This is a genomic window from Lentzea sp. CA-135723, assembly GCF_050936595.1.
Lineage (GTDB): Bacteria > Actinomycetota > Actinomycetes > Mycobacteriales > Pseudonocardiaceae > Lentzea.
This window is the reverse complement of record NZ_JBNJMK010000001.1, coordinates 5,300,262-5,321,551: the sequence shown is the minus strand read 5'-3', so window position 1 is coordinate 5,321,551 and position 21,290 is coordinate 5,300,262. Positions and strand designations below refer to the sequence as shown.

At 67.8% G+C, this 21,290-nt stretch carries 11 protein-coding genes; 7 read left to right on the top strand and 4 right to left on the bottom strand.

Annotated features, from left to right (window positions below; translation table 11 throughout):
• Window positions 1-166: 166 nt before the first annotated feature.
• The 4 genes from ACQEU1_RS24235 to ACQEU1_RS24220 all read left to right on the top strand — a co-directional run bounded on the left by ACQEU1_RS24235 (window position 167) and on the right by ACQEU1_RS24220 (window position 14,242).
• Window positions 167-3,433, top strand: coding sequence for a LamG-like jellyroll fold domain-containing protein (locus ACQEU1_RS24235; RefSeq protein WP_433205872.1), 3,267 nt, complete (start codon window positions 167-169; stop codon window positions 3,431-3,433).
• A gap of 168 nt (window positions 3,434-3,601) precedes the next feature.
• Complete coding sequence (locus ACQEU1_RS24230) at window positions 3,602-6,835, top strand: LamG domain-containing protein (RefSeq protein WP_433205869.1); 3,234 nt, start codon at window positions 3,602-3,604, stop codon at window positions 6,833-6,835.
• Between the two features lie 32 nt (window positions 6,836-6,867).
• Window positions 6,868-13,554, top strand: a complete 6,687-nt coding sequence (locus ACQEU1_RS24225; RefSeq protein WP_433205866.1) for an RHS repeat-associated core domain-containing protein — start codon at window positions 6,868-6,870, stop codon at window positions 13,552-13,554.
• 109 nt (window positions 13,555-13,663) lie between these two features.
• Complete coding sequence (locus ACQEU1_RS24220; protein ID WP_433205863.1) at window positions 13,664-14,242, top strand: hypothetical protein; 579 nt, start codon at window positions 13,664-13,666, stop codon at window positions 14,240-14,242.
• A gap of 77 nt (window positions 14,243-14,319) precedes the next feature.
• Here the strand turns inward: ACQEU1_RS24220 and pssA are convergent, their stop codons facing one another.
• The 4 genes from pssA to moeA form a co-directional block, all read right to left on the bottom strand.
• On the bottom strand, window positions 14,320-15,288 hold the full coding sequence (gene pssA, locus ACQEU1_RS24215; protein ID WP_433205860.1) for a CDP-diacylglycerol--serine O-phosphatidyltransferase: 969 nt from the start codon (window positions 15,286-15,288) through the stop codon (window positions 14,320-14,322).
• Window positions 15,289-15,984, bottom strand: coding sequence for a phosphatidylserine decarboxylase (locus tag ACQEU1_RS24210; RefSeq protein ID WP_089908648.1), 696 nt, complete (start codon window positions 15,982-15,984; stop codon window positions 15,289-15,291).
• 203 nt (window positions 15,985-16,187) lie between these two features.
• On the bottom strand, window positions 16,188-17,588 hold the full coding sequence (locus ACQEU1_RS24205; protein WP_433205856.1) for a M48 family metalloprotease: 1,401 nt from the start codon (window positions 17,586-17,588) through the stop codon (window positions 16,188-16,190).
• A complete protein-coding gene (gene moeA / locus ACQEU1_RS24200) occupies window positions 17,585-18,826 on the bottom strand; it encodes a molybdopterin molybdotransferase MoeA (RefSeq protein ID WP_433205853.1) in 1,242 nt (413 codons plus the stop codon). The genes ACQEU1_RS24205 and moeA overlap by 4 nt, the downstream gene beginning before the upstream one ends.
• Window positions 18,827-18,898: 72 nt before the next feature.
• Here moeA and ACQEU1_RS24195 point away from each other — a divergent pair, with 72 nt between their 5' ends.
• From ACQEU1_RS24195 to ACQEU1_RS24185, 3 genes are all read left to right on the top strand, one after another.
• The gene (locus ACQEU1_RS24195) at window positions 18,899-19,540 is read left to right on the top strand and encodes an AIM24 family protein (protein WP_433205850.1); all 642 of its coding nucleotides are present in this window, start codon (window positions 18,899-18,901) and stop codon (window positions 19,538-19,540) included.
• 88 nt (window positions 19,541-19,628) lie between these two features.
• The gene (locus ACQEU1_RS24190) at window positions 19,629-19,835 is read left to right on the top strand and encodes a cold-shock protein (protein WP_030470913.1); all 207 of its coding nucleotides are present in this window, start codon (window positions 19,629-19,631) and stop codon (window positions 19,833-19,835) included.
• A 69-nt stretch (window positions 19,836-19,904) separates the two neighbouring features.
• A complete protein-coding gene (locus ACQEU1_RS24185) occupies window positions 19,905-21,140 on the top strand; it encodes a serine/threonine-protein kinase (protein ID WP_433205847.1) in 1,236 nt (411 codons plus the stop codon).
• The last annotated feature ends 150 nt before the right edge of the window (window positions 21,141-21,290 follow it).

The following is a 21,290-nucleotide window of genomic DNA, read 5'->3' as shown; positions in this document are numbered from 1 at the left end:
GAGCAGGGCGAACACCCTTCGGAAGCAAACGCGGGAAGGAAGTGTGATTAGGCCAACTGGAGTCTTCCAGTTAAGGCCTGTGTAAAGGCACCGTGTAGTCGCCAAGCCTGGGGGTTCGGCCGTCGCGGCGACGCGATGCACAAGGTCCTGGGGGATCACGAACATCATGCGCCACAGACAGGCGCGCGTCTTCGGCGTGCGCGCATTCGCCCTCGTGCTGGCCGTCTCGGCCGGTCTGGTCACTCCTGACGCTCTCGCGGCGCCCGCTCCCGCGGAGCTGCCCGACGAGGTGTCCGCGATGGCGGCGGCCGAGAAGTACGACAAGCCGGTGAAGGTCGCGGGCCTCACGACCGAGGCGTCAGAGACCGTCGCGCAGCCTGACGGCCGGATGGAGCTGGTCCAGTCCCTGAAGCCGGAGCGGGTGAAGCAGGGGAACAAGTGGGTTCCCGTGAGCACGAAGCTGCGCAAGGGCGCGGACGGTCAGTTCCGCCCGGAGGCCGCGGCGGTCGACCTGAAGGTGTCCGGCAAGGGCAGGGGCAAGCCGCTCGCATCGGTCTCCAAGGACGGCGTCGAGGTTGGTCTGACCTGGTTGGACGCACTGCCCGAGCCCAGGGTGGACGGTGCGAAGACGACGTACTCGGAGGTCTGGCCGGGCATCGACCTGACCGTCGAGGCGACCGCGACCGGGTTCACCCAGCTGCTGGTGGTGAAGAACGCCGACGCGGCGAAGTCCGACAAGCTGCGCAAGATCACCTACGGCTCGCACGTCCAGGGCGGCACGCTGACCGAGCGCGACGGCCTGCTGGAGGTGAAGGACGGCAAGGGCACCGTGCGGTTCACCGGTGACGCGTCGCGGATGTGGGACGCGACCGGCCGTCCGGCGCGGATGGGCGTCGAGCTCACCGACACCACCCTGTCCGTGGTGCCCGACCAGGCGTTTCTCGCCTCACCCGACACGAAGTTCCCGGTGTCGATCGACCCCAGCTACGACTGGGCCGGGTTCAAGAACCACCACCTGGTGACGCAGCAGTCCTTCCCGGACGCCCGCAACTACGACCGCACCGACGGTGACCTGGGCGACCTGAAGGCGGGGTGGCACAGCAGCACCGGGTTCTCCCACAGCTACGTCGAGATGAACACCAGCCCGATGGTGGGCAAGAAGATCCACTCGGCGAAGCTCGCGATGAAGGTGATCCACTCCTCGAACTGCACGGCGGCCGAGCCGACCGGCCTGTGGCACACCGGGGCGATCAACCGCGACACCCACTGGTGGTCCGAGCCGGCGTGGTTCGGGAAGCAGTCGTCGACCAACAGGACGAACAACGGCACCTTCTGCCCGTCCGACGGGCAGACCGAGTTCGACGTCATCGGCGCCATGAAGTTCACGGCCGAGAACTGGTACCACAACCTGACCTTCGTGCTCGCGAACGACAACGGGGCCAACGCCACCGACAAGGGGTGGCGCCGCTTCGACCTCAACCCGGTGCTGCGGGTCACCTACAACTCGTACCCGCTCAAGGCACGCGACCTGAGCCTCGAACGCGGCCTGCGCCCGTGCGGGGTGGGCGCGAACAAGGCGTACGTGCCGACGCGGACGCCGCGGATGCGCGGCCAGCTCGCCGACCCGGACGGTGGCCTGCTCGTGGCGCACTTCCCGCTGCGCAAGGGACCGGTCGGGAACGGCACCTCCATCGGTGACTACTTCGTGTGGGACACGCCGTCAGGTTCGTACGTCGAGAAGCAGGTACCCGACGGTGTGATCACCGAGGACGGGACCTACTACTGGGCGCTCAACACGGGCGACGGCGAGCTGGAGTCCGGTTTCACCGAGAACTGCGAGTTCGTCGTCGACACGGTGGAGCCCGAGAAGCCGCTGGTGAGGTCGGTGGAGTACCCGGAGAACGCGCCTGGCGGTGGTGTGGGTGTGACGGGCACGTTCGAGTTGGACTCGCAGAAGTCGTTGAGTGGTGACGTGGCGAAGTTCATCTACTCGTTCACGTCGGACGGTGCTGATGGTCTGGGCAAGGAGCAGGCTGTGGGTGCGGACGGCAAGGCGACGATCCGGTGGACGCCGTCCAGCGGTAAGCCCGAGACGTTGTACGTGAAGACGGTGGACCGCGCCGGCAACCAGTCCAAGCTGACGACCTACAACTTCCTGGTGCTGCCGGGTGGCCCGCCCGCCGCGCACTGGGCGTTGGACGGCGCGTTGACCGACAGCAACGGCGGCAACGCGTTGACGGCGAACGGCAGTCCGAACCTCGCCGCGACGGGTCACGTGGGCAAGGCCGTCACGTTGAACACGACCCAGGACTTCCTCAGTGGCGGAGCCGTAGTCGACACCTCGAAGGGCTTCACGCTCTCCGCGTGGGCGAAGCTCACCAACACCGGCGCCAGCCAGGCGGTGTTGTCCACTTCGGACGCTTCGGCGCTGAGTGCCAGCCTGTACTACGACCAGCCCACCAAGCGCTGGACGTTCGGCATGACGCCGGCCGTCAACCACGGTGACCTCAGGGTCTTGCGGGGTCAGAGCGAGGCGTCGGCTGGGGTGTGGACGCACCTCGCGGGCACCTACGACTCGGCGACGAAGAAGTTCGTGCTGTACGTCGACGGCAAGAAGCAGGCGGAGGCGGACGGGCTGGAGAGCTGGCAGGCGTCGCAGCTGCTGGTGGGCCGGCACCAGTGGGGTGGCCAGGGCACCGCGGGCCTCACCGGTTCGGTCGACGAGCTGAAGGTCTACGGCCGGACGGTGAACGAGTCCGAGGTCCAGTCGCTCGCCCAGCAGGCGGGCATCCGGGCCCACTACCAGATCTCCGAGGGCACGGGCACGACGACGAAGGACGAGATCACCGGCCGCACCGCCACGTTGAACGGCAAGACCACCTGGGAGACGGACGGCACCGACACGTCGTTGCTGCTCAACGGCCCGGACGAGGACGGCAACGCACAGGACCTCGCCGCCTACGCGTCGGCTCCCGCGCCGGGGATCCGCACCGACCGGTCGTTCACGGTGTCGACGTGGGCGCGCCTGGACCTGGACGCGCACGAGGACAAGCCGCGTTCGATCTTCAGCCTGGTGAACGGCGGGACCTCCCAGTTCGACATCCGTTACGGCGGTGCGTCGAAGAAGTGGGAGTTCGTGATGGGTGGCACCACCGTCGCGACCGCGTACCGCTCGGAGATGTACGAGTGGGTCTACCTGACGGCTGTGCACGACATGACGACGTCGGAGATGCGCTTCTACCTCAACGGCATCTACATCACGCGGGCGCCGTTCACCGGTGGCACGTCGTCGACCGACTCCACCGTGGAGTTCGGCAGGCTCTCCCCGGCCACCGCTGCGGGTGGCTTCTGGAAGGGCGGCATCGACGACACGCGTGTCTACGCGGGTGTGTTGCCGGACAACGAGATCAAGGCGCAGGCGGTGCGCAGCTGACCTGGGGTGTGGGCGCCGTCTCCGGTGCCCGCACCCCCAGCCAGATGTCTTCACCACAGGTCGTGGTGATGTGAGAAGCCGGGCTCAGCTCCCGGCGTCAAATCCTGGGGGCAAGACTTGATGCGCCACAAACAGGGGCGTGCGTTCAGAACGCGCGCCTTCACTCTGGTGCTGGCCGTTTCGGCCGGCCTGCTCGTGCCGGACGCACAGGCGATGGCGGCTCCGCTGGAGCTGCCGAGCGAGACGGCCGCCAAGGCGGCGGCGAAGAAGTACAAGAAACCGGTGAAGGTCTCGGCCCTGACGACCGAGGTCTCGGAGACCGTCGTCGAGCCGGACGGCAAGCTGGTCTTCACCCAGTCCCTCAAGCCGGAGCGGGTGAAGCAGGGGAACAAGTGGGTTCCCGTGAACACCAAGGTGCGCAAGGGCGCGGACGGTCTGATCCGCCCGGAGGCGGCGGCGGTCGACCTGAAGGTGTCCGGCAAGGGCAGGGGCAAGCCGCTCGCATCGGTCTCCAAGGACGGCGTCGAGGTCGGCCTGACCTGGCTGGAGTCGTTGCCGGAACCGAAGGTGGACGGCGCGAAGACGACGTACTCGGAGGTCTGGCCGGGCATCGACCTGACCGTCGAGGCCACCGCGGGCGGCTTCAGCCAGCTGCTGGTGGTCAAGAACGCCGATGCGGCGAAGTCCGACAAGCTGCGCAAGGTCACCTACGGCTCGCACGTCACCGGCGGCAAGCTCACCCAGCAGGACGGGTTGCTGGAGGTCAAGGACGCCAAGGGAAACCTCCGCTTCACCGGTGACGCGTCGCAGATGTGGGACGCGACCGGTCGCCCGGCGAAGATGGGCGTCGAGCTCACCGACACCACCCTCTCCGTCATCCCGGACCAGGCGTTCCTCGCCTCGCCGGAGACGAGGTTCCCGGTGTCGATCGACCCGAGTTACAACTGGGCAGGCCTCAAGAACCACCACGCCGTCGCCCAGGAGCTCTTCCGGGACGCCCGCAACTACGACCGCACCGACGGCGAGCTGGGCGACCTCAAGGCGGGGTGGCACAGCAGCACGGGCTACTCGCTCACGTATCTCGAGATGGACATGAAGCCGGTGGTCGGCACGTACATCCACTCGGCGAAGCTCGCGATGAAGGTGATCCACTCCTCGAACTGCACCGCGGCTGAGGCGACCGGCCTGTGGCACACCGGCCCGATCGGTCCCAGCACCAGCTACGGAGCCGGCCCGCAGTGGTACGGCAGGCAGTCGTCGATCAACAGGACGAACAACGGCACCTTCTGCCCGTCCGACGGGCAGACCGAGTTCGACGTGCTCGGCCTGGCCAGGTTCCAGTCGCAGAACGGCTACGAGAGCATGACCGTCGGCCTCGCGACGGACAACGGCGCCGCGAACGACAAGGCGTGGCGCCGGTTCGACCTCAACCCGGTGCTGCGGATCACGTACAACTCGTACCCGCTCCCGCCAGTCGACCGCAGCATCGAGCGCGGCCTGAAACCGTGCAACGAGGGCGGTCCGGCCAACCTGACCTACGTCCCGACGAGGACGCCCCGCATGCGGGCCAAGCTGCAGGACCCGAACGGCGGCCTGCTGTGGTCGTACTTCCGGCTCTTCAAGGTCACCAACGGCTGGCCGGCCGAGATCCAGGGCTACCAGAACGAGGGCACCCCGTCCGGGTCGTACTCGGAAGCCCAGGTGCAGCCGGGCACGATCACCGAGGACGGCCTCTACCAGTGGTCCGTGAACACCGGTGACGGAGAGCTGGAGACTCCCGCGGCGAAGCTGCCGCAGCCGTGCCACTTCGTGGTCGACACGGTGGCGCCCGAGAAGCCGCTGGTGAAGTCGGTGGAGTACCCGGAGAACGCGCCTGGTGGTGGTGTGGGTGTGACGGGCACGTTCGAGTTGGATTCGCAGAAGTCGTTGAGTGGTGACGTGGCGAAGTTCATCTACTCGTTCACGTCGGACGGTGCTGACGGCTTGGGCAAGGAGCAGGCTGTGGGTGCGGACGGCAAGGCGACCATTCGGTGGACGCCGTCCAGCGGCACGACCGAGACGTTGTACGTGAAGACGGTGGACCGCGCGGGCAATCACTCCAAGGAGACGACGACCTACAACTTCCTGGTGTTGCCTGGCGGGCCTCCTGCGGCGCACTGGGCGTTGGACGGCGGTTTGACCGATTCCAACGGCGGCAACGCGTTGACGGCGAACGGAAGCCCGGACCTTGCCGCGACCGGCCAGGCGGGCAAGGCCGTGACGCTGAACGGGACGCAGGACTTCCTCAGCGGCAACGCGGTGGTCGACACGTCGAAGAACTTCACGCTCTCCGCGTGGGCGAAGATGACCGCCGGTGGCGGCGGCCGCATCGTGTTCTCCACCGTGGACGCCACTTCGCTCAGTTCCAGCCTGTTCTACGACACGAACAACAACCGCTGGGCGTTCGGCATGACGCCCAGGACGAACAAGGCCGACGCCAAGCTGGTGCACTCCACAGCCGAGGCGCAGCAGGGTGTCTGGACGCATCTCGCCGGTACCTACGAGGCCACGAACAAGACGTTCGTGTTCTACGTCGACGGCAAGAAGCAGGGAGAGTTCGCCGGGCTGGAGAGCTGGCAGGCGACGCAGGTGCTGGTGGGCCGGCACCGGTGGAACGGCCAGGACATCGGCAGCTTCGCCGGTTCGGTCGACGAGCTGAAGGTCTACGGGCGCACGCTGAACGAGTCCGAGGTCAGGACGCTCGCGCAACAGGCGGGCATCCGTGCTCACTACCAGATCTCCGAGGGCACGGGCACGACGACGAAGGACGAGGTCACCGGCCGGAACGCGACGCTCAGCGGGAAGACCACCTGGGAAGCGGACGGCACCGACACGTCGTTGCTGCTCAACGGCCCGGACGTCGACGGCAACCCGCAGGACCTGTCCGCGTACGCGTCGGCTCCCGCGCCGGGGATCCGCACCGATCGGTCGTTCACGATCTCGACGTGGGCGCGGCTCGACCTGGACGCGCACGAGGACAAGCCCAGGACGATCGTGAGTCTGGTCAACGGTGGCAACTCCCAGCTCGACATCCGCTACGGCGGTGCGTCGAAGAAGTGGGAGTTCGTGATGGGCGGCACCACCGTGGCCACCGCCTATCGCGCGGAGATGTACGAGTGGGTCTACCTCACGGCCGTGCACGACACGACGACGTCCGAGATGCGCTTCTACCTCAACGGCATCTACATCACCCGTGCTCCGTTCACCGGTGGCACGTCCTCGACCGACTCCACCGTGGAGTTCGGCAGGCTCTCCCCGGCCACCGCTGCGGGTGGCTTCTGGAAGGGCGGCATCGACGACACGCGTGTCTACGCGGGTGTGTTGCCGGACAACGACATCAGGGCGCAGGCAGTTCGCAGTTGATCGGGCACCGCTACTTCTAACAGAGGAATCCTATGCGTAACCACAAGTGGTGGTCACGCGTCCTGGCCGTATCGCTGGGTTCGGTCATGATCGCGGGCGTCATCTCTCCGACGCCGTCGATCGCCCAGCCCGAGGACAGAGACGCGAAGAAACCCAAACTCCAGAACGAGAAGAGTATTCCGGGCACGCCCGCGACGATCCGGACGGATACTCCGATCGCGGCGAACAACCAGCCCACCCAGAAGGTGAGCTGGCCTGCGGCGAACAAGTCAGAGGTCGCGGCGGAAGGCGGCTTCCGCAAGGCAGGCGCGTCGCCGGTCGAGGTGAGCAAGCCGGACGCGGCTCCCGTCCAGGTCGAGACCTTCAACCAGGACGTCTCGGCGAAGGTCGGCGTGGCCGGTGTCGTGCTCAAGGTCTCCGACAAGGCCGGCAAGTCTCCCGGCAAGACGTCGGTCCAGGTCGACTACTCGGGCTTCGAGCACGCTTACGGCGGTGACTACGGCTCGCGCCTGCGGCTCGTGCAACTGCCGGAGTGTGCACTGTCCACACCGGACAAGGCGGAGTGCAAGAAGCGCACCCCCGTCGAGTCCCGCAACGACATCAAGAACAAGAAGCTGACCGCCGCCAACGTCGCTCCTTCCTCTGGCGCGATGGTGCTGGCGGCCGAGCCCGCCGCGGGTGGTGCTGGTGGTTCGTTCCAGGCGACGTCGTTGTCGCCGGCGGGCAGCTGGTCCGCGGGTGGCTCTAGCGGTGACTTCACCTTCAACTACCCGATCAAGCTGCCGGGTTCGGTCGGGGGTGCCGCGCCGAGCGTGGGTCTGGGCTACTCGTCGGGTGGTGTGGACGGCCGCACCAGTGCGACGAACAACCAGGCCTCTACGTCGGGCGACGGCTGGGACCTCAGCGCGGGCGGGTTCATCGAGCGCCGCTACAAGAGCTGCGGCGAGGACCTGAACGCGGCGATCGGTCAGAAGAAGACCGCCGACCTCTGCTGGGTGACCGACAACGCCACGATCCAGCTCGCGGGCATCTCGTCGGAGCTCGTCAAGATCGGCGACACCGACACGTGGCGGGCGAAGAACGACGACGGGTCGAAGATCGAGCGCCTGCACCGGCAGACCCCGCTCGCGAACGGTGACAACGACGGCGAGTACTGGAAGGTGACGACGCCGAACGGTACCCAGTACTTCCTGGGTTCGCGCGAGGCGGAGTCGACGTGGACGGTGCCGGTGTTCGGCAACCACGACGGTGACCAGTGCTGGCAGGCGGGCAAGCAGTTCAAGGACCTGTCGTGCCGTCAGGCGTGGCGGTGGAACGTCGACTACGTGGTGGACCCGAAGGGCAACGTCACCCGGTTCTACTACCAGGTCGAGAAGAACCGGTACGGCCGCAACCTGGACGCCGGCGACGGCGTCGAATACGACCGCGCCGGTCAGCTGGTGCGCATCGACTACGGCCTGCACAACACCGACGAGAACGCGCCGGCGCCGGGCCAGGTGCTGTTCCACCACTCGGAGCGGTGCGTTCCGACCTCCGGTTTCGACTGCGCTCCCGGCAAGCTGACCAAGGAGAACGCGAAGCAGTGGCCGGACGTGCCGTTCGACCAGATCTGCGCGCCGGGCGCCCGGTGTGAGAACCAGTACTCGCCGACGTTCTTCACCAGGCTGAGGCTGTCGAAGATCAGCACCCAGGTGCGCAAGGAGAACGTCGCCGCCGAGTGGCGTCCGGTCGACCAGTGGGAGCTGGAGCAGTCGTTCCCGCCGTCACAGGACGGCCTCGACCCCGCGCTGTGGCTCGACGGCGTCAAGCACACCGGCCTCGCCGTCGAGGGACAGCCGAAGTCGTTGCCTTCGACGAAGTTCGAGCGCATCACGCTGGCGAACCGGGTGGACGGCGACAGCGACGTGTACCCGCCGTTGCTGCGTGGCCGGATCAAGCGCGTGCAGCACGAGGCCGGCGGCATCACCGAGGTCGACTACTCCGGCGCGGACTGCGTGCCGGGTCAGCGAATGCCGACCCTGGCGAACGCCCACGAGAACACGATGCGCTGCTTCCCGTCGTACTGGACGCCGGAAGGTGCGCTGGAGCCGCAGCTGCACTGGTTCCACAAGTACGTGGTGCGCTCGGTTGTCGTGGACGACCGGGTCCGTCAGCTCAGCGAGCAGACGAAGACCTACTACGAGTACGAGAGCATCGGCAACGCCGCCCTGTGGCACTACGACGAGAACGACTTCGGTGACCCGAAGTACCGGACGTGGTCGCAATGGCGCGGCTACAACAAGGTCCGCACGATCGTCGGTGACACCACCGAGCCGGACCGCCTGGTCAGCGAGAAGATCTACCTGCGCGGCATGGACGGCGACACCATGCCGAGCGGCAAGCGCGACGCGTGGGTCGAGTACGACGGCGACCGGATCGAGGACGTCGAGCGGCTCAAGGGCGCCGAGTGGAAGACGTTGTCGTACAACGGGAACGCGGTCCACTCGAAGACCACGAGCGAACCCTGGATCTCGCCCGTCACCGCCGAGCGCGGTGACGACAAGGCGTACCTGCTCCAGACGAAGTCGGTGACGACCAAGACGGCGGTCGGCAACGGCTGGCGGACCAAGCGGGCGACCACGACGTTCGACGACGCCCACGGCCAGGCCCTCAAGGTCGAGGACGAGGGCGATGTCGACGTCACCGGCGACGAGCGGTGCACGACGACCACCTACGCGCCCAACCAGACCGCGTGGATGTGGACCTACGCGAGCCGCATCCTCACCTACGCCGCCAAGTGCAGCGCGCCCGTGACCGACGACAACACCGTCAGCGACACGATTTCAGCGTTCGACGGTCAGCAGTCCGGTGCGGCCCCGACCAAGGGCCTCGTCACCACAGCGTCGCGGTGGAACGGCGAGCGCACCACCCCGCGCGTCTACCAGGCCGTCACGACGACCGAGTACGACGTGTACGGCAGGGTCAAGAAGACCACCGACCCCGCGATCGGCGACACGACGTCGGTGATGGAGCCGGCGTTCGGCTTCCCGACGCGCAAGGTGACCACGACCAACGCCAAGGGGCACACCTCGGTCGTCGAGTACGATCCGGCGCTGGGGATGCCCGTCGCGCAGATCGGGCCGAACGGCGAGCGGGTCGACGCGAAGTACGACTCGCTGGGCCGGCTGACCCACACGTGGTTGCCGCATCGCGCACGGGATCTGAGCGCGAGCGCGCAGTACGAGTACATCTACGACGAGTCGACCGCGACCGTCGTGGAGGTCGCGAAGTCGTTGCGCGAGCGCGACGAGGGGTACAACGTCTCGTACAAGATCTTCGACGGCCTGATGCGGCTGCGGCAGACCCAGGTGCCGGACGGGGAACAGAGGGCGGGAGAGCTCGGCCGGATCATCTCCGACACGTTCTTCGACACCCGCGGGCTGGTCCACAAGACGTCCGCCGCGTACTTCAACAACCAGGCGCCGGACGGCAAGTTGTTCGTCGTGCTGGACGCCGAGGTGCCCAACCAGGAGATCACGAAGTACGACAAGCTGGGCCGCCCGGTCAGCGTCGCCTTCAACAAGTTCGGCACCAAGCAGTGGGACACCACCACTGTCTACGCCGGTGACCGCGTGCACGTGACGCCTCCGGCAGGCCAGACCCCGACCACCGTCGTCAGCGACGCGCACGGCCGTGAGGTCGAACGCATCCAGCACAACGGCGTCGGCGCCGACGTCACGAAGTCGAAGTTCAACTTCAAGGGCCAGTTGGAGCAGGTCACCGACCCGGCGGGCAACAAGTGGTCGTACGAGTACGACCTGCTCGGCCGGCAGAAGAAGCAGACCGACCCCGACCGCGGTGAGACGACGGTCGAGTACAACAACCTCGACCAGGTCGTGAAGACGACCGACTACGAAGGCCGGTCGTTGTCGTACGTGTACGACCAGCTGGGCCGCAAGACCCAGATGCTCTCCGGCACCACCAAGCTCGCCGACTGGGCCTACGACGCCAAGAAGAAGGGAATGCTCGACTCGGCGACCCGCTACGCCGGAGGCCAGGCCTACGTCCAGCGCGTCACCAGGTACGACGAGTTCAGCCGCATCCGCGACACCGAGGTCGTGATCCCCGCGGTGACCGAGGGTGCTCTGGGCCGGACCTACAAGTTCAGCCGTGACTACACGCCCGTCGCGGGCGCACCGCAGTCCGTGCAGACGCCCGCAGCCGGTGGACTGCCGCAGGAGCGGGTGTTCACCACCTACAACGACCAGGGCGCACCGATCACGACCGGTGGCCTGAACACCTACGTCAACGAGCAGGTCTACTCGAAGTTCGGCGAGACCCTGCGCCTGAGCCTCGGCGAGACCAACAGCCTCAACCAGCTGTGGCTCACCAACTACTACGACCAGGGCAGCCGCCGCCTCGAACAGGCCATTGTGGACCGTTCGAAGGACACCGACTGGCGCATCTCCAACCAGAAATACACCTACGACCTCGGCGGCAACATCACGAAGATCGCCGACGAGCCGAACGACACGTCGGCGCGGGACACCCAGTGCTTCCGCTACGACAACCTGCGCAGGCTGACCAAGGCGTTCACCCCGCTCTCGGGTGACTGCGCGACCACGGCTGTCGGCGGTGCGGCGGCGTACAACCACGAGTACGAGTACGACGTGATCGGCAACCGCACCAAGGAACGCACGATCACCGGTGCCAACGTCGTCGAGCGCAAGTACAACTACGACCCGGCCAAGCAGCCGCACGCCGTGCAGTCGATCGACGAGACGGGCCCGTCCGGCACCGCGCGGGACGAGTTCGTCTACGACAAGACCGGCAACACCACCGCCCGCAAGATCGCCGGCAACACGCAGACGGTCACCTACGACGTCGAAGGCCGCACCTCGAAGGTCGTGGAGGCCTCCGGCAAGGAGTCGTCGTACCTGTACGGCGCGGACGGCAACCGCCTGATCAAGCGCGAGCCGGGCCGCACCACGCTCTACCTGCCCGAGGGCATGGAACTGGTCCTCGACACCGGTACGCAGCAGGTGAGCGGCAAGCGCTACTACGCCCACGGCAGCAACGTCGTCGCGATGCGCACGTCCGACGGCAAGGTGACCTTCCAGGTGGGCAACCACCAGGGCACCCCGACCGTCTCGGTCAAGGCAGAAGACCTGAGCTACCAGCGCCAGTACTTCGACCCGTTCGGCAAGGCCCGCGGACCCAACGGCGGTGGCTGGCCGAACGACAAGGGATTCGTGGGCGGCACACGTGACGCCTCCGGCCTGACGCACCTCGGCGCACGCGAGTACGACCCGGCGACCGGCCGGTTCCTGTCGGACGACCCGATCATGAACACCGCGAACCCGCAGCAGGTCAACGGCTACTCGTACAGCAACAACAACCCGGTCACCTTCTCCGACCCGTCAGGCATGTACCTGGAGGGCGGCACCGGTACCGACGGCCACAACTACGGAATCGACAAAGAACGCAACATCATCGTCGGCAACCCGCCGGACAACACCGGGATCGCGCAGGCGTACCCCAAGGCGGGCAGGAACCAGCAGCGAGGCCAAGCATCTACCGCGGCGGCACAGCAGGCCCGCTACGACGCCGCCGGCGGCAAGGACAAGTACGAGGAGTACCTGCGCGAGGCCAACAGCTCGCACTCGTGGTGGGACGTCATCGTCGCGGAACTCCCCGACCTGTTGATGGACCTCACGGGCATCAACGACGTCAAGAACTGCTTCACGAACTTCGACATCCTGGCGTGCGTCAGCCTTGTGCCCGCGGCGAAGGCCTTCAAGCTGCTGCAGGCAGGGGAGCGGATCGCTCGGGCGATCATCAAGGCGAACCGCATCTTCGACAAGATCGCGGAGGCGGCCAAGAGGTTGCGCCGGATCGAGGAGAAGGTCGAAGAAGCGGCGGAGGTGGCGTCCGAAGCCCTCGATGCCGCGTCGTGTCTGGTGAACAGCTTCAAACCAGGCACACGCGTTTTGATGGCCGATGGCTCGTCGAAACCGATCGAGGAAATAAAGCTCGGTGACAAGGTTCTTGCCACAGATTCGGAGACTGGTCAGACCCAGGCTCAGGACGTGGTGCGGACCATCACCGGTGACGGCTTCAAGAACCTCGTGGAGCTGACGATCGAGGGTCAGGACGAGAAGATCGTCGCGACCGACGGGCACCGGTTCTGGTTGCCGGAGCTCAAGGAATGGGTGCGGGCCGATCAGGTGACCGCAGGCGCCTGGCTGCAGACTTCATCCGGTACCTGGGTGCAAGTTGTGCAGGCGCGGAAGTGGACCGCCGAACAGCGCGTTCACAACCTGACGATCAGCAACATCCACACGTACCACGTGCTTGCGGGATCCGTTTCCGTTCTCTCACACAACTGCGGAAAAGTCGTGAAGGAGAACGATGCCGGAGCGTACGGCGATCTGAGTCCAGGTGTGGTAGGTGACGGGCTGGAGGCGAATCACATGCCTCAGGCCGCACTGGGGCACACGAGCAGGTCTGAAGGCGGCGCGATCGTCATGAAGGCGGAGGATCATGCCCTCACCAGGACGTACAAGGGGCGAGGTCGTGCGACGAAGAAGGCGGAGGCAAACCTTCCATTCAGGACGGTGCTGGCTCGTGACATTCTTGACCTGAGAAGAATTGGCGAGAAGCAGTACGGAGATCCGAGCTACTACAACCAGGGAATCCGGGGTCTTCTCGATTACTATCGGCAAATCGGAAAGATCTGATTGATTGGGTGTCGCGGCGTGCGGCGTGGCCAGGTCGACTCTCTGCCGTCGCGACACCCCTCGTGGATTGATCTGCAACAAGGATTGAAGGGCTTGGTACTCTGTGGTCATGGAGCCTAGCGGTCTGAAGGCAGTCCTCGGTGAGCAACCCTGGGTAGCCGAAATGCTTGCGCAAGTCTTTGACTTCGACGTTTCCAGAGGCGATGAGGTCGGCGGTCTCGAGACATCGTCGGGCTGGGTGCTACGGCCGATTGCCGGCGATTTGGCGGGTGGTTCGTTCTTTCTTTGCGGTCCTGCTGAATTCGGTGATGCTGTCGTCTATGTCAGTTCTGAAGGCCAGGCGGGAGTGATCTCCGGAAGTTTGCAAGAAGCTCTGGAGCTTATTGTCGGCCTTCCCTGCTGGCAAGACTGTCTTACGTTCTCGGGAGACGGAGACGCTGCTGTCATGGCCGCTGCCGCGCGGTACTCCATGAAAGAATTCGTAGCGAGGAATCCGGAACTCCCCGTTCTGCAGAGGCGGATTTCCGATACACTTTCGCTTGAAGTTTTGGGCGCGTCCGAGCTGGTGGACCGCTTGCATGGCGCTGTCGCGAGTACTCAGCCTGACTACGCCATCTCTGATGAGGATGGCGAATACGAGACGTTGTTCGGTTCGTTCCGTCCTGAGCGCAATCCCAAGTGGCGATAGGGTCGTGATTGACTGAGCGCGCATAGGGCCGGACACGATCATCGTGTCCGGGCCCTCGGCCTTCGTGCAGAACTGGGTCAGCGCTTCGGCTGGCGCCTCAGGCCCAGCTGCCGCCACGAACGGCGGCGGCCGTTCCCGGAGACCTCCACGGTCTCCGCCGCGACACCGGAAGAACCATCACGCCGAGGCCGGCGAACGGCCCGCATGGCCGCGCCGGCCACCCGGCCGCGCAACGGCTGACGCAACCCGAGCCGGCGGGCCGCCACGCCGTGGGCCCGCTTGATGGCCCGGCGGTCAGCCCCGGTGACGGTCCACGCCTCCGGATGCTTCGACAGCCACATGTACCGCTTCACCGAGTAAGGCAGGTGTCCGAGGTACACGACCATCGCGATGATCAACGCCACCAGCGGGTAGGTGATGACGGCGGCGGCCAGAAGACCCACGGCCACCAGCAGGGGTGCCACCGCGCGCGGCGGCACCTTCACCGTCTTCACCGACAGCGTCGGAATGCGCGACACCAGCAGCATCGCGACGAGGACGGTCCAGGCGGCGACGACGTAGGAGTTGTTCCACCAGCCGTCGGTGCGGACCTGCTCCTCGATGATCAGGGGCAGCAGCAGCAACAACCCGCCGGCCGGCGCCGGCACGCCCACGAAGAACTCCTTCGCGAACGGCGGTTGTTCCTTCTCCAGCAACGTGTTGAAGCGGGCGAGGCGGACCACCATGCAGACCGCGAAGATCAGTGCGATGACCCAGCCCGCGCGGTTGCCCTCGAACTTCCAGAGGTAGATCGCCAGGGCGGGCGCGACGCCGAACGAGATGGCGTCGGCCAGCGAGTCGAGCTCCGCGCCCATCTTCGACGTCGCGTCCAGCAGGCGGGCGATGCGGCCGTCCAGGCCGTCGAAGACGGCCGCCGCCGCGATCGACGCGATGGCCGCGCCCCACATGCCGACGTTCGCGAAGTGCACCGCGGACAGGCCCGAGCACATGGCCAGGACCGTGATCGCGTTCGGCAGCAGGCGAACGCCGGGCCCGCTGGGTGCCACTTACGCCTCCGGGAGTTCGGCGAGAACGGTCTCGCCGCCGATGGTGCGCTGGCCGGCCTCGACCAGGACGCGGCTGCCGCGCGGCACGTAGAGGTCCACGCGCGAGCCGAAGCGGATCAGGCCGTAGGTCTGGCCCGCGGTGACCTTCTCGCCCTCGGCGACCTCGCACACGATGCGGCGGGCGACGAGGCCCGCGATCTGCACGACGACGAGGTCGTGGCCGTCGACGGTGCGCAGCCACACGGTGTTGCGCTCGTTCTCCTCGGAGGCCTTGTCGAGGTCGGCCGAGAGGAACTTGCCGGGGTGGTACGAGACCTGGACGACCTCGCCGTCCGCGGGCACGCGCTGCACGTGCACGTCGAAGACCGAGAGGAACACGCTGACGCGCGTCATCGGCTGCGAACCGAGGCCGAGCTCGGCGGGCGGGACGGCGTCGACCACGTGCGAGACGGTGCCGTCGGCCGGGGCCACGGCGAGGTTCGGACGGGTCGGCGTCACGCGCTTCGGCTCGCGGAAGAACCACGCCACCCACGCCGTGACCAGCGCGAGGACGACGCCCAGGCGCTTGAAGCGCAGCCGGACGAGGAGGGTCGCGATCGCCGCACCGGCGACGAACGGGCGCCCCGCCGGGTGCATCGGCGGCACCATGCCGCGCGCGAGTTCGAGGAAGTGGGAGACGGGCTTCTCGCTGCTCATCGTGTCTGTGGGTTCCGTAGGTTCGGGGATCGTCGGGCTGCTTCACGCTACGGCAACGGCCCAAAGCGCCCATCGGGACTGCCGGAAAGACAAGTGGCCGGTCGGCCCGTGCATCCCCCGACGAATGCACGGGCCGACCGGCACCTGCGGGCAGTGTAATCCCCGTCACATGGAGTTAACAACGTCGCTCGGTGAGCGTTCCGTCACAGTCCGTCCACTCCGAGAGACCGCAGCCGCGACCGCAGCTCGGCGACCCGGTTAGCGTCACGGACGGCGGGCTCGACCAGGTCGTCCGGGTAGACCGCAGCTCCGTCGGCCGTGCGCAGGACGAACAGGCCGCCCCAGTTGAGTTCCAGCGTCGCGCGGTTAGCGGTGACGAGCTGGTCGGCGACCATGCAGCCGAGGAGTTCCGTCACGGCTTCGACGGCCGCGGAGTGCACCTGCGATGACGACAGCGAGGCGTCCACGGGACGTCCGGTGAGGTCGTGCAAACGGCCCTGTTCCAACGCCGCGAGCACGTCCGGCAGGGTGTCACCGATCTTGCTGACCCTGCCCGCGTGCCGCAGGGCGTCCGCCTTCCAGCGCACCAGCGCGGGCCCGGCGAGCGGGGCGAGCTCCGCCCACATGATCGGCGGCCCCGACACCCCGACGAGGTCCGCGACCTGCGTCCCGGCCAGCAACGCGTGCGCGGGGCGTTCGTCGACGGCCTCCGCCACCTGCGACAACGCCCTCATCGCCGCGACCCGCTCGCGGACCGGCGGGTGGCTGTCGAACACCGACGTCGGCTCCAGCTCGGCCATCAACGGCTCCAGCTCGCGCAGCTGGTGCACGCGCCGCGGGTGGTCGAGGTACGCGCGGAACCCCTCGACCAGCGGCGGGGTGCGGCCCGCGTGCGCCGCGAGCGAGACGTACCAGGTCAGGTAGTCGCTCCAGGCCTCGGTCACCGGCCCGATCCGCAGCATCGCCCGCGCCGCCGCCTCCCGCCCGGCCGCCGCGACCGCGACCTCGTCGGCGAACAGCTCGTGCTTGCGGCTCTCCGGCGCGGCCACCAGCGCGTACAGCCGGGCCCACGCGTAGAGGACGCCGGTCGTGTCGAACCGCTCGGTCGTGAGCCGGAGCGTGAGCGTCGCGCGGTACGTGAGGGCGGAGAGCCGGGTGTGCCCGCCGCTGTAGTGGCCGAGCTCGTGCGCCAGCACCGACCGCAGCTCGCCGATGCCCATCCCGGCCACGAACGGCAGCCCGAGCGACATGTACCGCGCCCCGCCGTGCTCCCACACGCTCGCGTTCGGCTCGCTGATCAGCCGGATGTCGTCGGGACCGGGGGTGCCCGCGATCCGCGCCAGCTCGTCGACGTGCCGCCACAGCTCGGGGTGCGCCTCACGGGTCAGCGGCACGCCGTCGGGCCGCGGCGTCACCCAGAGCGCGATCCCCATCGCCACCAGCGGAGGGCCGCCCAGCGCGAGCGCCATCAGGGCCAGCGCGCCGCCGGCGACGACCTCGCCCTGCTCGAACTGGGTGAACGACAGCACGCCCAGGACGGCGAGCAGCCCCAGCGCGAGCACGAAGAAGCCCGCCAGCAACGCCAGCGCGAGCGCCGCTCTCACAGCAGGTATCGCACGGTGACCTCGGAGCCCGCCGCCAGCTCGGTGACGTCCTCCGGCACCTCGATCAGGCAGTTCGACAGCGCGAGCGCCGACAGCAGGTGCGACCCCGGCCCGCCGACGGGCGTCACGACCTCGCCGGACGACGGGTCGTGCAGGCCGCGCCGGAACTGGGTCTTGCCCGCCGGCGACGTCAACGCCGTCGTGATGCGCGCACGGGCCGTGCGACGTTCCGGCTCCGTGTGCCCCATGGACGCCATCAGCGCCGGACGCACGAACACCTCGAACGACACCTGTGCGCTCACCGGATTGCCCGGCAGCGACAACACCGCCACGCCCTCGTACCGCCCGGAGCCCTGCGGCCCGCCCGGCTGCATCGCGACCTTCGTGAACTGCACGTCGTGGCCCGCCAGAGCGTCCTTGACCACCTCATACGCGCCCGCGCTGACACCGCCGGACGTGACGATCGCGTCCACCTGTCCGACGTACGGCTTCAGCGCGCTGTGGAACGCCTCCACGTCGTCCGGCACGAACCGCAGCTGGATCGCCACGCAGCCCGCGTCCCGCACGGAGGAGGCGAGCATCATGCCGTTCGACTCGTAGATCTGGCCCGGCAGCAGCGGCTGCCCGGGCTCGACCAGCTCGGAGCCCGTCGACAGGACCAGCACGCGCGGGCGCCGCCGGACGGGCAGTTCGGGCAGACCCAGCGCGGAGGCGAGGCCGATCGTGGACGGCCGCAGCACGGTGCCGGCGAGCAGCACCGGGTCGCCCTTCCGCACGTCGTCGCCGCCGACGCGGATGTTCTGGCCGGGCTCGACGGGCCGGTGGATCGTGACGGTCCCGGTGCCGCCGTCGGTCCACTCGACCTGGACCACGGCGTCGGCGCCGGGAGGCACGGCCGCGCCGGTCATGATCCGTTGCGCGGTGCCGGGGGCCAGCGGGTTCAGCTCGGTGCGGCCGGCCGGGATGTCGTCGGTGACGACGAGACGAAACGTCTCGTCTCGTTGGTTTTCACGCTCGGCGCCCGCGAGACGACACGGATCGTCTCGTTTCAGGTCGGCGGCCCGCACCGCGTAGCCGTCCATCGCGGAGTTGTCGAACGGCGGCAGGTCGAGCGGCGCGATGACGTCGGCGGCGAGCACCAGGCCCAGGCACTCCTCGAGCGGCAGCTGCACCACGGGCATCAGCCCGACGAGCTCCGCGACGCGCTGGCGGTGTTCGGCGACAGAGGTGGGGGACACGACTGCATACTGCCAACGTCGCGCCGATCGTGAGCGCCGCGTTGCCCCCAATCCTCACCGGAGGTGTTGTTCGTGCAGGTCCGGACCAGGCACACACCCACGTTCGGCGTGGCGAGACTCGTCCTCGCGCCCGGCGAGGCGGTGCTGGTCGACCCGTTGACCATCGCGGCCACCAGCTACGGGCTCGCGGTCGAGGTGAAGGGCGCGGGCTCGGTGGCCGTCGCGCTGGCCACCGCCGGAGCGGAGGGCGGCTGGCTCGACGCGGCGCCGGTGCTGCCCGGCGACCTGCACCAGGTCGAGCTCGACGGCAAGCACGGCTGGTGCCTCGCGCGGCACAGCTGGATCGCGCAGAGCAGCACGGTCGCCATGAACCCGGACGCGCCGCCCATGCAGGCGATCTTCGGCGGCGCCGAGGGGTTCATGAACTACGCGCACGGCCAGGGCGTCGTCGTCCTCGCCTGTTGCGGCGCGCTCGACCTCGTGACGCTGGAGGCCGGCGAAGCGGTGACCGTCAGCAGCGACCACGTCGTCGCGTTCGCCGACACGCTGCAATGCCGGCTGCGGCCGTCGGTACCGGATGGCGTGCAATCCATTCAGACCGGTGAGGGCCTGGTGTTCGACTTCGCAGGTCCCGGTGCCGTGCTCACCCAGACGCGCGGTCCCCGCAGACTCACCACCTGGTTGCGCGCCAACGGAGTCAGCCCCCGTTCATGACTCCGTAAGGAGGTATCCGAGTGAGTTTTCTTCTTTTAGCGTTGCGTTCTGCGCTTTGCGTGAGATGCGTGATCTGAAGGAGGACGTCTTGGCTCTCGGTACCGTCAAGTGGTTCAACTCCGAAAAGGGATACGGCTTCATCGCGACCGATGGCGGGCCCGACGTGTTCGTGCACTACTCGGCGATCCAGATGGAAGGCTTCCGGACGCTCTCAGAAGGCGACCGGGTGGAGTTCGAGGTGCAGGCGGGCCGGGACGGGCGCAGCCAGGCGTCGGACGTGCGCCGGGCCGGCTAGACGTCGCTCTGATCACGGCTTCGGCGAACCCGGGGCGAGCCGATCTCGCCGGACGTTAGGCTGCCTCGCGTGTCGGAGGACCTGAGCGGACGGCGAATCGCGCATTACCGGATCGACGGGGTGCTCGGCCGCGGTGGCATGAGCGTGACGTACCGGGCCACGGACGTGAGGCTGGGCCGGAAGGTCGCGCTCAAGGTCATCGGTGAGCACCTGGCGCCCGACGCGGAGTTCCGCGAGCGGTTCGTCGACGAGGCGCGCAACACCTCCGCGATCGACCACGCCAACATCGTGCCGCTGTACGACTTCGACGAGGTCGACGGCCTGCTCTACATCGCGATGCGGCTCGTGGACGGCCAGGACCTGGCCGGGCACATCAAGGCTGGTCCGCTCACGCCCGCGCGCACGTTGACGCTGCTCGGCCAGGTCGCCGAAGCGCTCGACATGCTGCACGGCAAGGGCCTCGTGCACCTCGACGTGAAGCCGGCGAACGTGCTGGTGACCGAGAAGGAGGGCGTGCGCGAGCACGTCTACGTCGCCGACTTCGGCCTCACCCGCCGCGGCGCCACCGGCCACCGCACCCGAACGGGTGATTTCCTCGGCTCGCCGACCTACGCGGCGCCGGAGCACCTGCGCGGTGAGCCCGTCGACGGCCGCACCGACCAGTACGCGCTCGCGTGCATGCTCTTCGCCTGCCTGTCCGGGCGCCCGCCGTTCCAGGGCGGCGTCCAGGAGGTCATCGCGGGCCACCTCGGCAGCCCGGTTCCGGCGTTGTCGCAGCTCGTGGCGTTGCCGCCGGCCATCGACGAGGTGATCCGCAAGGGCACCTCGAAGGACCCGGCGCACCGGTACGCGAACTGCGCCGAGCTGATCGCCGCCGCCCGCATGGCCCTCGCCGGGGTCGCGCAGGGCTCGGCTCCCGCTCAGGCCGGGCCGCAGTCCGGCTCGTTCCCCGCTCAGGCCTCGCCGGTGTCCGGGCCGATGCCCGCGCAGCAGGGCGGCCCGTACCAGGGCGGTGGCGGGTACCAGCAGCCGTTGCAGGACCCGGTCCGGCTGCGCCCGCCGAACCAGGTGGGCGTGAGCGCGTTCACGTCGTCGGGCAAGAAGGAGCGCCCGGCGTGGTTCGCGCCGGTCATCGCGGCCGCCGTGGCGATCGTGGTGATCATCATCGTCGTGGTGATCCTCTCGCCTGGTGACGAGCCCGCGCGTCAGCCCAAGACGAGCTCCGCTCCGTCCCTGCACATCGGGGACGACCCGACCTCGAACAAGCCCCTGCCGACCTCCGTTCCCGTCCGCACCTCACGCTGAGTTCGCTTGCACTCGTCGTGCCCGAGTGCTAAACACGAACTAGCACTCGGCTCCGTCGAGTGCCAAAGAAGTGAGGCTAGGAAGGTGAGGCCCTCCGGGGTCGTCCGTCGCGGGCACCGAACCTTGCCACTCGCATCGTGTTCCGCTGTG